This is a genomic window from Variovorax sp. P1_H12_2 (genome assembly GCF_056405335.1).
This window is the reverse complement of sequence record NZ_JBFUCI010000144.1, coordinates 1-13,818: the sequence shown is the minus strand read 5'-3', so window position 1 is coordinate 13,818 and position 13,818 is coordinate 1. Positions and strand designations below refer to the sequence as shown.

The 13,818-nt window shown below is 68.9% G+C and carries 6 protein-coding genes; 1 reads left to right on the top strand and 5 read right to left on the bottom strand.

What is annotated here, in order from left to right:
* The coding region (locus AC1D2K_RS16145; protein WP_478089843.1) for an efflux RND transporter permease subunit at positions 1-2,998 on the top strand (2,998 nt) is incomplete at its 5' end.
* A gap of 18 nt (positions 2,999-3,016) precedes the next feature.
* On the opposite strand, the gene AC1D2K_RS16140 is transcribed toward AC1D2K_RS16145, so the two are convergent.
* The 5 genes from AC1D2K_RS16140 to AC1D2K_RS16120 all read right to left on the bottom strand — a co-directional run.
* Entirely contained in the window at positions 3,017-3,964 is a 948-nt protein-coding gene (locus AC1D2K_RS16140) for an alpha/beta fold hydrolase (RefSeq protein WP_478089842.1), read from the bottom strand.
* A 25-nt stretch (positions 3,965-3,989) separates the two neighbouring features.
* Entirely contained in the window at positions 3,990-4,796 is an 807-nt protein-coding gene (locus AC1D2K_RS16135) for an alpha/beta fold hydrolase (RefSeq protein WP_478089841.1), read from the bottom strand.
* A complete protein-coding gene (locus AC1D2K_RS16130) occupies positions 4,793-5,515 on the bottom strand; it encodes a 4'-phosphopantetheinyl transferase family protein (protein ID WP_478089840.1) in 723 nt (240 codons plus the stop codon). Before AC1D2K_RS16130 ends, AC1D2K_RS16135 begins: the two co-directional genes overlap by 4 nt.
* A gap of 6 nt (positions 5,516-5,521) precedes the next feature.
* Positions 5,522-10,525 (bottom strand): amino acid adenylation domain-containing protein, encoded by a 5,004-nt coding sequence (locus tag AC1D2K_RS16125; protein ID WP_478089839.1) that lies wholly within the window; start codon positions 10,523-10,525, stop codon positions 5,522-5,524.
* On the bottom strand, positions 10,522-13,818 hold a 3,297-nt coding region (locus AC1D2K_RS16120; RefSeq protein WP_478089838.1), incomplete at its 5' end, for an aminotransferase class III-fold pyridoxal phosphate-dependent enzyme. The genes AC1D2K_RS16125 and AC1D2K_RS16120, both read right to left, overlap by 4 nt.

The window sequence follows — 13,818 nt, the reverse complement described above, 5'->3', positions numbered from 1 at the left end:
GCTGCCGGGCGCCAGCCCCGAGACCATGGCCTCGTCGGTCGCGCTGCCGCTCGAGAAGCAGTTCTCCACCATCCCGGGCCTGCAGACCATCAGCTCGGTCAACACCCAGGGCGTGACCTCGGTCACGCTCGAGTTCGTCAGCACGCGCGACATCGACGCCGCCGCGGTCGACGTCCAGGCCGCCTTGCTGCGAGCCCAGCGGCAACTGCCGGCCGAACTGACCCAGCTGCCTTCCTATCGCAAGGTCAACCCGGCCGATGCGCCGGTGCTGTTCATCGCGATGGTGTCGAACTCGATGACGCCGGCCGAGCTCAACGACTATGCCGAGAACCTGATCTCGCCGACGCTGTCGACCATCGACGGCGTGGCGCAGGTGGCGGTCTACGGACAGAAGCGCTTCGCGGTCCGCATCAAGGCCGACGCCGACCTGCTCAACGCGCGCAACATCACGCTCGACGAACTTGCCAATGCGGTGCGCCTGGCCAACGCCAACACGCCGGTCGGCGTGCTCGACGGCCCGCGCCAGACGCTCACGATCCAGGCCAACGCGCAGATGCTCAAGGCCGCCGACTTCGCCAAGCTGATCGTCGGCCAGCGCAACGGCGCGCCGGTGCGCCTCGACGAGGTGGCGACCATCGAGGACAGCTTCGAGTCGGTCAAGACCGCGAGCAGCTTCAACGGCCAGAGTTCGATCTCGCTGGCGGTGCAGCGCCAGCCGAACGCCAACACGGTGCAGGTGGTCGATGCGGTGCGCGCGCTGATGCCGCGCTTCAAGGAGGAGCTGCCGCAATCGGTCGAGATCAACATGGTCAACGATCGTTCGCTGTCGATCCGCGAAGCCGTGCACGACGTCCAGCTGACGCTGCTGGGCACCATCTTGCTGGTGGTGCTGGTGATCTTCCTGTTCCTGCACCGCCTGGTGGCGACGCTGATCCCGGCGCTGACGATCCCGATCTCGCTGGTCGGCGCGGTGGCGCTGCTCTATGCCTTCGGCTACAGCCTGGACAACGTCTCGCTGCTGGGCATCACGCTGGCCGTGGGGCTGGTGGTGGACGACGCCATCGTGGTGCTCGAGAACATCATGCGCTACGTCGAGAAGGGCATGGAGCCTTTCGCCGCCGCGCTGCGAGGCGCCCGCGAGGTCGGCTTCACGATCATCTCGATCTCGATCTCGCTGGTGGCGGTGTTCATCCCGATCTTCTTCATGCCGGGCGTGATCGGGCTGCTGTTCCACGAATTCGCGGTGGTGGTGGGGCTCGCGGTGATGGTCTCGGCGGTGGTCTCGCTGACGCTGGTGCCGATGCTCGCGAGCCGCCTTCTCAAGCACACGCCGCACGGCGGCACGCCCGATCACGAAGAAGCGCATCCCGAGCCGGGCACGGCGATCGGGCGGGCCTTCGAGCGCGGCTATCGCCGGGTGCATGGTGGCTACATGCGCTCGCTCGACTGGACGCTCGCCCATCGTCCGCTGATGCTGATCGTCGCGGCCTCGACCTTCGCGCTCACGGCCTGGATGTTCATCACCATTCCGAAGGGCTTCTTCCCCGAGGAGGACATCGGCCAGATCCAGATCACGACCGAGGCCGCCGAGGACATCTCCTTCCCGGCCATGAAGGCGCTGCAGGACCGCGTGGCCGTGGCGCTGCAGGAGGATCCGAGCGTGGCCTATATCAACTCCTTCATCGGCGTCGGCGGGCCGACCGCGACCCAGAACTCGGGCCGCCTGTTCGCGGTGCTGAAAGCGCGCAGCGAGCGCCCGCCGATGCCGCAGGTGCTGGAGTCGCTGCGCAAGCGCTTCCGCGAGATCCCGGGCATCGCGGTCTACATGCAGCCGGTGCAGAACCTGCGCCTGGGCGGCCGCCAGAGCAAGGCGCGTTTCCAGTACACGCTGCAGAGCGTCAACGCCGGCACGATGGGGGTCTGGGCCGACCGGCTGATGGAGAAGATGCGCGCCGACCCGGTGTTCCGCGACGTCACGAGCGACTCGCAGAACCGCGGCCTGCAGGCCACGCTCGACATCGACCGCGACAAGGCCGGGGTGCTCGGCGTCGCGGTCGGCGACCTGCGCACCGCGCTCTACAACGCCTATGGCGACCGCCAGATCGGCAGCATCTACGGCGACAGCAACACCTACCAGGTGATCCTGTCGGCGGCCGACGACGACCGCCGGTTCGAGGAGGACATGTCGCGGCTGTCGGTGCGCAACAAGGCCGGCCAGCTGGTGCCGCTGTCGGCGTTCTCGACCGTCAAGCGCACCGTGGGACCGACCGCAGTCAACCACCAGGGCCAGCTGCAGGCGGTCACGGTGTCGTTCAACCTGGCGCCCGACGTGCCGCTGGGCAATGCCACCGCGAAGATCGATCAGTTCAAGGCCGAGCTGAAGATGCCCGAATCGATCATCACCAGCTACGGTGGCGACGCGGCCGTGTTCCAGAGCTCGCAGTCGAGCCAGGCGGTGCTGCTGGTGCTGGCGATCCTGGTGATCTACGTGCTGCTCGGGGTGCTCTACGAGAGCTACATCCATCCGCTGACCATCCTGGCCGGATTGCCCTCGGCGGCGGTGGGCGCGCTGCTTTCGCTCAAACTGTTCGGCTTCGACCTGACCTTGATCGCGACGATCGGCATCCTGCTCTTGATCGGCATCGTGAAGAAGAACGCCATCATGATGATCGACTTCGCGCTCGCCGCCCAGCGCAGCGAGGGCATGAAGCCCGAGGACGCCATCCGCGAGGCCTGCCGGCTGCGCTTCCGGCCGATCCTGATGACCACGCTGGCCGCCATGATGGGCGCGCTGCCGCTCGCACTGGGCCTCGGTGCCGGTGCCGAGCTGCGCCAGCCGCTCGGCGTGGCAGTGGTCGGCGGCCTGATCTTCTCGCAGGTGATCACGCTCTACATCACGCCGGCGATCTATCTCGCGCTCGATCGCTACAGCGGCAGCGGACCGCTGCAGGAACTGCCGAGCGAGCAGATCGCGCACGCGGGGGGCGCGTCGACTTGAGCCACCCCTGCCCCCGGGTCAGGGCGGAGTCGTGCGTTCCAGCCTTGCGGTGATGGCGGAGGGCGGCGTGCTGCGGCTGAACGGCTCTTTGCGGCCGAACGGGTCGCTGTCTGCGAGGGGCCGTGCCGGTGCTGCCGGGCGGCTGTCCCCGTCGATCACTCGCTCGACCCAGTCGCACGCCAATGCCATGAAGATCTGTTGGGACGCCTGCGAGGTCAGGCTGTGGTCGATTTCGCGAATGAACCGGTATTCCACCTTGTGGGCGAACGGTTCATTGACGAAAGGCCCGAGCTGGTCGAGGTTCCGATCCTTCACGTGGACGGAGCCGGTATAGAGAAGCATCATGGCCACGTTGCGGTCGGCCAGCTGGTTCATTGCGCGGCAGAAGAACTCGGGCGTTTGGTCCGGCGCGGTAGGTTCGAAAATGTCCTGAGCGCTTGCGACCTGCGGCTTCGACAACAGCTTGCGCTGGAACCAGTGCGACACGCGACCGAGGAAAGCTCCGAGACTGGGATCGGCGAGCGCTCGGCGCGCGCTGCGTTCCAGGCGCGCCCGGCGTCCAGGGAAGCCGGCGCCGTCGAACATCAGGAGCCCGACCACGCGGGGGTCCGCGACCCCGAGGCACAGGCCGTTGTGGGCGCCGGAGCACAGGCCGATCACAACGAAGCGGTGGATGCCGAGCGTGGTGCCGATCAGGTCCATCGCCGCCTGAAGGTCAAGCATCGCCTGCGTTCGAAAGTGCGCCGTAGTGCTGGCTGGGCGGCTGTCGCCGAGTCCGGCGAGATCGATGCGAATGCTGCTGACGCCGCGCGCCGCCATCTGCCGTGCCAGCTTCACGTTGCAGCGCCGCGGGCCGATGCGGTGGATCGCTCCCATGTTGAGCATCAGGCAGGCGACGGGGGCCTTCCGGCCATCGCCGGGCGTCGTGATGATGCCGATCAGCGAGCCGTCCGGCCCGAACTGCACGGGGGTTTCTTTGTATTCTGTGTAATCACTCATTGATTTCTGCCAGCAGGCGTTGCAGCGCCTCGGTCGGAACCATGGCGCTGTCGCTGAAAGGGTCGGACGTCCAGACCAGCGAATGCTGGAACGGCGACAGCCTGACCGGAATCTGGCGCTCGGCTTCCGCGCGCGCCCACCGGTTGGCGAGATCGTCCTGGGCGCTGGCCAGCACCACGGTCTCGTGCGACGCCGTCAATTGGAGAGTCTGTGGGGTGAGCGCGCGCAGCTGGCCCCGGAGTGCGGTCGAGACACCGAAGCCGAGCAACTCGTCGGTGAAGGCGTCGTTGTCCGTCGTCAGGCGACGACGCCACGCACGATCGGGAATCCAGTAGGAGGCCTCGAGTGCCGAGACGTGCCTTTCCCTCAGTGCATCGAGGTAGCGCGTGCCGTCCACGACCGGGTCCCACAGGAGGAGCCGCGACGGATCGCTGCGGCCGCTGCGTGCCGCCAGCACGGCCAGGGTGGCGCCCAGGCGCGATCCGAGCCACACGATGCGCCGCGGGGCGGTCAGCCGATGCAGTTCCTCGTGCGCGGTACAGACATCGCGCCGCCAACCCTCGAGGTCACCATCGGTGTCGTTGCCGGATGAATCGCCGGTGCCGTGGCAATCGAAGCGCAGCACCGCGACGCCAAGTCGCGCGAGCCGGTCGGAGAGGACCCGGAACAAGCGGTGGGTGCGGATCATTTCCTGCCCGAACGGCGCGCAGATCAGGACCGCGATGTCGCTCTCGCGTTCAGGCGGATGAAAGAGACCGAACAGGCGGCGCGAGGGCGGTCCGAAAAGCATCGGGGTCATGCGTAAAACTCGTTGTCTTGGCAGGTGAGGCGTGGTGCGTCGACCTCGACGACCTCGGGCTCGAGTATCCGGGCGATCGCGCACACCACGCCCTCGGCGCCGTCGAATGAGTGCAGCGCGAGCCGCGTCACCGTCCCGTCGAGGTGGATTCGGACTTCGCGCGCATCCTCGTCCAGACCTGCTTCGAAGCTGCGCGTGTCGACGCCGAGCCCTATGCCGGTGGCCTTGAGGCAGGCCTCCTTGCGCGTCCAGCACACCAGGAAGGCTCGTTCGCGCCGCTCCGGCGGGACGGCCGCCAGCGCACGCTGTTCCGCTGCCGTGAAGTAGTTGGCGGCCAGCGCATCCGCATCCGGCATGGGCCGCAGCAACTCGACGTCGACGCCGATCTCGGCACTCTCGCTGGTCGCGATCAACGCCACCGATTGACTGTGACTGAGGTTGAAATGAACATTGGCCGGCTCGGTCAGCGCGGGCTTGCCGAAGGCGCCGAGCGTGAATTCCAGCAAGGCGCCCGGGATGCCGGTCTGCTGGGACAGCGTGCTGCGCAGCGCGGCATGCGCGGCGACGAAGCGATGCCTGTCGCGTGCGAAGACGAAGCGGCGCGCGCGCGCCCATTCGTCGTCCGACAGGCAGGCAACGGCCTGCGGCATCGGGGCACTGTCGAGATCGGCGCACCACAACTGGCAGTGCGATATCGAGGGAAGCTGCACGAGGGACATGGCGCTTCAGCCTTTGCGGCCCCAGCCCGAGAACACGCGCCCCAGAAAGCCAGGGCGCGATTCGCTCGCCGCCGGCGCCGCGGCGGCCATGTCGATGGCGGTGCCCGCGGCGGCGGCGGCCAGTTGCCCGAGCGTCTCGAAGACGTAGCGGCGCGGCTCGACGCGGAAGCCCATCACCGGCTCGGCCTGCTGGATCACGCGCATCGCGAGCAGCGAATCGCCGCCCAGGTCGAAGAAGCTGTCGTTCGCCCTGATCTCGTTGACGTCGATGTTGAGCGCGCTGCCCCAGATCTGGGCGAGACGTGCCTGCTCGGGCAGCAGGAGCTCCTGATCGTGCGCGGCGCGCACGGGCTGGGGCGCCGCGGCCGGCGCGTCGCTGGCGGCCAGGCGCTGCAGGTACTGCGCGCTGGGCGAGCCGGCGAGGGTGGAGATCGCCTCCAGCGTCTGCTCCGGCTCATCGGCCAGGCGCCGCAGCAGTTCGACGTAGCGTTCCTTGAAGGCGGCACCGGTTTCGCTCAGGTAGATGTCGGCGTTGTAGACCACGGCGCCTTCGAGGCCGTCGGGCTTGTCCATCAACCAGATGCCGAGGTCGTCGGTGGCACCGTTCTGCGTCAGGTACAACTGGCGGTCGGCAAGACCGCCCATCGTGAGCGGCCGCTCACGTGCATCCTGGAAGGAGAACAGCGCCTGGTACAGCCCGGCGCCCTGATTCCGCTCGGCGAATTCGGGTTCGCTGGCCAGTCGCTCGAAGGGGATCTGCTGATAGCCCATCACCGCGACGAGTTCGGCCTTCACGTAGCCCATGAACGCGCCGACGGACAGCGACTTGTCGATCTGGAAAGACAGCGGCAGCAAGTTGTTGAAGTAGCCCATCACCGACTGCAGCTCCGGTGCTTCGCGCCCGCGCACAGGCGTCGCGATCACGATCGACCGGCTCTGGACGATGCTGCTCATCATGAGGGCGAACACGCCGAGCGTGAGCATGCTGAGCGTCACGTCGTGGCGGCGGCCCAGTTCGCGCAGCCGCTCGGTCAGGTCCCGGTCGAGACGGATCCCGTGCGAGCTGCCCTGGCCGCTCATGCCCGCGCGGCGCGGCATGTCGGTGCGCGCGGCCTTCGGCATCGGGGCGCGCGCGAAGCGGTCCTTCCAGAACTGCAGCTGCGCCTCGGACTCGGGTGTTTCCAGCCATCCCGAAAACCACTCGGCATAGTCGCCATGGGTCACTTCGAGCGCCGGCAGTCCGTCGGGCTGGCCCCGGACCAGTGCGCCGTAGATCGTCGACAGCTCGCTTTGCAGGATGTCGAAGGACCAGCCGTCCCAGACCAGGTGGTGGGGCACGAACACGAAGACATGGTCGTCGTCCGCCATCCGGAAGAGCGCCGCGTGGAACATCGGCGCGCGATGGATGTCGATGGGGCGATCGGCCAGCTCGCGCATCTGCGCCGACAGCGCCGCCTCGCGGTCGTCGGCGGCGAGACGGCCCAGATCGACGACGGGCAGCTCGTAGTCGATGCTCGGCGCGATCAGCGCAGCCGGCACGCCGGTGGCGGGATCCTGGCCGATCGAGGTGCGCAGCGACGGTTGTCGCGCGATGATGGCGCGCAGGGTGGCCTGGAACTTCGCGACGTCCAGCGGGCCGCCGAAGCGGTGCGCCGAAGGCGCGTTGTAGGTCGAGCGGCCCGGATGCAGCTCCTCGAGGAAGCGGACGCGATCCTGCATCGGGATCAAGGGCGCGCTGCGCCGTTGCGCGTTGTGCGGGATCGGTTCGGCGCGCGGTGCACCGTCGATGCGCAGTGCCTCGATGAACGCTGCCAGTTGTTCGGCGGTGGGTGCCTCGAACAGCGCGCGCATCGGCACCTTGATGTCGAACTCGCCGCTGAGCAGCGTCGCCAGGCGCGCGGCCAACAGCGAATGACCGCCGAGCGCAAAAAAGTCGTCGCGGATGCCGAGGCCGGGCAGGTTGAGCACGCGCTCCATCGTCGCCAGCACCACCTGCTCGCGCTCGTTGCGCGGTGCCAGCCGTTCGCCGGATCCCGTGCGTGTCTCGACCGGTCGGGGCAGCGCCTTGCGATCCACCTTGCCGTTGGGCAGCAGCGGCAGCGCGGGCAGCGCCACGATGTGCTGCGGCAGCATGTACTGCGGCAGCCGCGAGCGCAGCCTCTCGCGCAGCGCGTCCTGATCGCAAACCGCCCCGGACTCCATCGCGAGATAGGCGACCAGCCGGACATCGCCGGGGGTGTCCTCGCGCGCCAGCACCACGCTGCGCGATACGCCGGGCGCCTCCTCGCAGCGCGCCTCGATCTCGCCGAGTTCGATCCGGTAGCCGCGCACCTTGACCTGGAAGTCGAAGCGGCCCATGTGTTCCAGCAGGCCGTCGTTGCGCCAGCGGCCACGGTCGCCGCTGCGGTAGATCAGCGTGTCGACACCGTCGATAGGCGTGGTGACGAAGCGCTCAGACGTCAGTTCGGGCCGGTCGAGGTAGCCCGAGGTCACGCCCATTCCGCTGATGCAGATCTCGCCCGGCACGCCGACGGGGCAGGGCTGCAGGTTGTTGTCCAGGATCCAGACGCCGGTGTTGGCCATCGGGCGGCCGATCGAGACGCCGTTCGCCGCGATGCGCGCCCGGTCCATGCGCCAGACGGTCGACCACACCGTGGTCTCGGTCGGGCCATAGAGGTTCCAGAGTTCGTCGCAGCGCCCGAGCAGGTCGAGCGACAGGTCTGCAGGCACCGGCTCGGCGCCGATCCAGGCGCGGAAACCGGGCGGCCCCGACCACTTCGCATCGAGCAGCAACCGCCACATACCGGGCGTCGCCTGCAGGATGGTGATGGATTCCGACGCCAGCAGCTCGGACAGCCGGAAGCCGTCCATCGCGGCGTCTCGCTGCACGATCACGATCTCGGCGCCCGCCGCGAGCGGCAGCATGACCTCGGGGATCGCCATGTCGAAAGACAGGGTGGTGACGGCGGCCAGGCGATCGCCGGCCGTGATGCCGGGCTCGCGCTGCATGGTCTGCATCAGGTTGGCGACCGCGCGGTGCGGCACGCACACGCCCTTGGGCTGGCCGRTGGAGCCGGAGGTGTAGATCACATAGGCCGTGTCTTCGGCCTGGGGATCCTGCGGGCCGGCCTCGAGCGGCGTCGCCGGCTGGTCGAGCCAGCCGCTCTCGCGGTCGAGCAGAAGCACCCGCTGTTCCGCGTCGGCGCACCAGCTTCGGGGCGCGACGGCGATCGATGAACCCGTCAGCAGCAGGCCCAGCCGCGCATCCTCGGCGTAGTAGTCGAGGCGGGAGGGGGGAAACGCGGGGTCCAGCGGCACATAGGCGGCGCCGCTTTTCAGAATGGCGAGCAGGGCCACGAACATGTCCGTGCCGCGCTCCAGACACAGTCCCACGCGCTGGCCGCGACCGATGCCGCGGGCACGCAGCGCGTGCGCCAGGCGATTCGAGCGTTGGTCAAGTTCGCCGTAGTTCATGCGCAGCGTGCCGTCGCGCAGCGCCGGCCGGTCGGGCTGCAGGGCGGCATGCGCCGCGAAGCCCGCATGCATCAGCGGGGCGCCTTCCAGAGGCGTCGGGATCGGCTGCAGGGCCAGCACCGCACGCGCCTCGTCGGCCGACAGCAGCTCGAGCCGGCCGACCGGTTGTCTCGGATCACGCACCACGGCGCGCAGCAGGCATTCGTACATGTCCAGCCAGCGGCGCACGGTGGCATCGTCGTACAGGTCGGTGTTGTACTGGGCCTCCATCTGCATGCCGCCGGCCACCGGCGTCACGTTGAGGAACAGCTCGAAGTTCTCGTAGCGACGTCCGATGGTGCTCTGGGCGAGCCGCAGATCGGGGAAGTTGCCGTCGTCGGGCGTGGCGTCGCGATCGACGTTGAACAGCACGTTCACCAGCGGCAGCCGGCTGGGGTCGCGCGGCACCGGCAGCTTCTTGAGCAGCGAGCCGTAGGTCAGGGTCTGGTGCTCGAAGGCGTCGAGCAGGGCGCTGGCCGACTGGCGTGCCAGGGTCACGAAGGGCGTTTGGCCGTCGACGGCCACGCGGATGGGCAGCAGGTTCACGCAATGCCCGACCAGCGAGGGCATCTCGCTCGGCATCTGGCCCGCCGCCGCGATGCCGACCACCAGGTCGTCCTGCGCGGTCAGGCGGTGCAGGGTCGCGGCGAAGGCGCTGAACATCGTGGCGAACAGGCTGATCCCCGCGGCGGCGCCGGTCTTGCGCAGGGCGTCGATCAGGTCCTGGCCCAGCACGCGGTCGATGCGCCGCGCATTGAAGGTGCGCACGGCCGGCCGTGGGTGATCGAGCGGGAGTTCCAGCGCCGGCAGGCTGCTGCCCGTGAATCGCGACAGCCAGTAGTCGATGTGGCCCTGCATGTCGGGGCCGGCCGACTCCGCGGCTTCCCAGGCCGCGTAGTCGGAGTACCGGGCGGGCGGCTCGAGTCCCGGGCCGGCGCCGATCTGCTCGGCGTACAGACGTCCCAGATCCTGGCTGATGACGCCCCAGGACCAGCCGTCGCAGATCGCGTGGTGCGCGGTCATCAGCAATACGTGGTCGCTGGCCGACAACCGGTAGAGCGCGGCCCTGAACAGCGGGCCCGTCTCGAGCTGGAACGGTTCGAGCACCGCGGCCAGGGCGCCATCGTCGAGGCTGAGGTGCCGGGCCGCCGGGTCCAGCGCGCTCAKGTCGTGCTCGGCGAGCTGGAGCGGCATGGCCTCGCCGATCAGCAGCTGCGTGCCGTCGGGCGAAATGGTGGAGCGCAAGGATTCGTGCCGCGCGACCAGGCGGTCGAGCGCCTCGACCAACGCGCGCGTGTCGAGCGGCCCCTTGAGCTGAAGCCGCAGCGACTCGTTGTAGGCCAGCGATGCTTGCGGGCTCAACTGGTCGCCGAGCCAGACTTCGCGCTGGGCCTCCGTGGTCGGGATGACCTGCTCGATCAGGCCCGCCGCGAACGGATCGAACTCGTCGGCGGCATCCGCACCGGCGGCGGAGGGGGAAAGGACGGCTTCGCTCATGCTTGGAACCTGGTGTATTTGCCTTGGGCGGCCGGGTCCGGCACGAACCAGGCGGGTTGTCCGTCCCGGTCGCGGCCCAGCCGGGCGTTCGGTACGGGCGGCTGTGACGGGTCGAAGTCCGGCTTGGCCACGGCGCGCCGCGGCAGCAGTTCGGCTTCCTGCATTTCGGCCACCGATTCCTTGAAGGCGGACTTGATGGTCGCGATGTCCTGCTGCGTGTGCGCGGTGGTCATGAAGCAGGGGAAGTTGTCCAGGATGTGGACGCCGCGGCTGCGCATCATGGCAAACAGCAGATCCTGCAGCGGATGGTCCTCCTGCCAGCTCACGCGCCACAGCGACGAGAAGTAGCGGATCTCGATCGGTGCGCCCACCTCGCGGCAGAAGGAGCTGAGCTCGTCGGCCATGGCCGCCGTGTGCAGGTTGAGCTGGGTCTGCAGCTTGTTGTTGTCCTGCTTCAGGTGTTCGAGCGCCGCCTTGGCCGCAGCCAGCGCGAGCGGATGCCGCACGAAGGTGCCGGCGAAGTAGGTGACGCCCACCGTCGGCACGGAGTCGTCGCCGTACTGCCAGGCGCCGCCGTCGAGCGCGTCCATGTAGGCGCGCTTGCCGGCAATCACGCCGACCGGAAAGCCGCCGCCGAGCACCTTGCCGTAAGTGGCCAGGTCGGCGCGGATGCCGAACACCGCCTGGGCGCCGCCCAGGTGCGAGCGGAAGCCGGTGATGACCTCGTCGAAGATCAGGCAGGTCTCGGACTTCTCGGTGATGGCGCGCACCTCGCGCAGGAATTCGCGCGGCTGGAAGTCGGGCCGGCGGCTCTGCACCGGCTCGGCCAGCACGGCGGCCAGGTCGTCGGCGTTGGCGCGGATGAACTCCAGCGCCTCGGGCGTGCCGTAGTCGAGCACCCGGATGTCGCCGAACATGCCCTGCAGCACGCCCGGTGCCGCCGACATGCCCTTGTGGTTGCGGCCGGCGCGCACCAGCACCTCGTCGAAGGTGCCGTGGTAGGAGCCCGAGAACACCACCACGGTGCTTCGGCCGGTGACGGTGCGGGCGATGCGGATGGCCGCCATCACCGCTTCCGAGCCGGTGTTGCAGAGGGCGGCGCGGTCGAAGCCGGTGAGCTCGCACAGCAGCCGGGTGACGTCGGCGGCCAGCGGATGCTGCGGGCCGATCTCGTAGCCCAGGTCGAGCTGCCTCTTCACCGCGTCGTTGATGAAGTCCGGCGTCCAGCCGAAGAGGTTCATGCCGAAGCCGTTGAGGGTATCGACGTACTCGTTGCCGTCGATGTCCCACATGCGCGAGCCCTTGGAGCGCTCGATCACGATCTGGTAGGTGATCTCCTTCGTCGCCGGACGGAAGCCGTTGACCACCCGCGGGTCGGCCATGTGGGGCCGGTTCTGCTCGGTGAAGGCCTTGCTCTTGCGGGTGCGTTCCACGTAGCGGCGCATGAAGGCGGCCAGACGCGCCTTCTGGCGCTCGGTCGGTTCCTTGCTCTGCGTGTGGATGCGCGCGATCGCGCCGAAGGCCTTCTTGACGTCGTACTTGGGCGTGACGACGGCCTCCTCGGGCTCGGGATTGGACGCCGTGGCCGCGGCGGTGGCCATGGGCGTGGGTTGCTCCACCGCCGGCACCGGCAGCACGGGGCTGACCGGAACCATTGGCGCCGCCGACAGCAATGCGAGTTGCTGTTGCATCAATTGCATCTGCTGCGCGATCACCTGCTGCACGAGGCTGCCACCCGCCGCGGGCTGCATCGCCGGCAATGCCATGGCGGCAACCGCTGGCTGTTGCTGCGCCAGTGCGGGCTGCATGGCTGCGACCGGCGCCGCGGTGATCACGGGCGCTGCGACCGGGTCGGGCGGCAGCGTGGCATCGAGGAATTCGGCCAGCGCGTCGAAGCTGCGATAGCTCTCCATCAGCTGCCGGAAGCTCAGGTTGACCTTGAAGGTCTTCTTGACCTGCATCGCCGCCTGCGTGAGCGTGAGCGAATCCAGGCCGATCTCGACGAAGGGCGCGGCGCCCTCGACATCCGCCATCTCGATGCCCGAGAGGTTCTCGAAAAGGTCGCGCAGTTGCATGACGAGCGCAGCGCGGCGTGCGGGAGGTGCGGAAGTGGCGGCGGCTGTCATGGTCAACTCCGGAATCGAGGGGGGCGGTGGCACGGAAGGGGAAGCAAGCGACACGAGCGCCGGTGCCGTGGGCGCGGCGGCAATGTCGACCCAGAAGCGCTTGCGCTCGAAGGGATAGGTGGGCAGGCGCACGCGCTGCCTGCGGCCGCGTGTGTCGAGGGCGCCGAGGTCGATCTCGACGCCTTGCGTCCAGAGCCGTCCGGCGCCGAGGCGCCAGGCGGCGCTTTCGCCGGCCGGCTGGTCGGCCAGCAGCGCGGCGGCTGCAGCGGGCTGCACCTTGGTCGCATGCTGGCGCACCAGCGTCGCGAGCGTGTTGCGCGGGCCGATCTCGATGAACAGCGGGTGCGCGAGTTGTGCCTGCGCTTCGCGCACGGCGGGCGAGAAGCGAACTGTCTCGCGCAGGTGGCGTGCCCAGTAGCGTGGGTCGGTGGCTTCCTCGGCACTCAGCAGGCGGCCGGTGAGCGTGGAGTAGATCGGCAGGCCCGGGGCGGCGAGCGGGGTTTCGCGCACCAGCGCCTCGAAGGGCGCAACCGCCGCATCCATCATCGCGGAGTGGAAGGCGTGCGAGGTCTGCAGCGTCTTGGCGACGATGCCCTTGGCTTCGAGCGCGGCGCGCAGTGCTTCGATCGCATCGCTCGGGCCGGCTGCGACGCAGACGGCGGGGCCGTTGTCCGCCGCCAGCGAGATGTTGTCAGGCAGCAGCGGCAGCAGCTCGGCGGCGGCCATGCGCACCGAGAGCATGGTGCCCGCGGGCAGCGCCTGCATCAGCGCGCCGCGCCGGGCGACCAGCCGTGCCGCGTCGTCCAGCCGCATCACGCCGGCCAGCACCGCGGCAGCGAACTCGCCGACGCTGTGCCCGATCATCGCGGCAGGCTTGACGCCGAGCGCCATCAGCTGGCGGGCAAGCGCATATTCGAGCGCGAAAGTGGCGGGCTGCGTGACGGAGGTCGGGGCCAGCGCGGCGGCATCGTCCGTGAACATGCGCTCGCGCAGGTCGAAATCGAGCAGGCCGTCGAAGCACCGGATGCAGTCGTCGAAGGCGGCGCGGAAGACCGGGTCCTCGGCATGCAGCGTGCGGCCCATGCCGGCGTACTGCGCGCCCTGGCCCGGGAACATGAAGACCGGCTGCGGCAGCCAGGCGTTGAGCGATGCGGCGGCGCGCATGGG

Bases quoted from the DNA above. Each gene is read 5' to 3' on its own strand.
- AC1D2K_RS16135 (WP_478089841.1), bottom strand. From the start codon at position 4,796: ATGACCCCGATGCTTTTCGGACCGCCCTCGCGCCGCCTGTTCGGTCTC.
- AC1D2K_RS16130 (WP_478089840.1), bottom strand. From the start codon at position 5,515: ATGTCCCTCGTGCAGCTTCCCTCGATATCGCACTGCCAGTTGTGGTGC.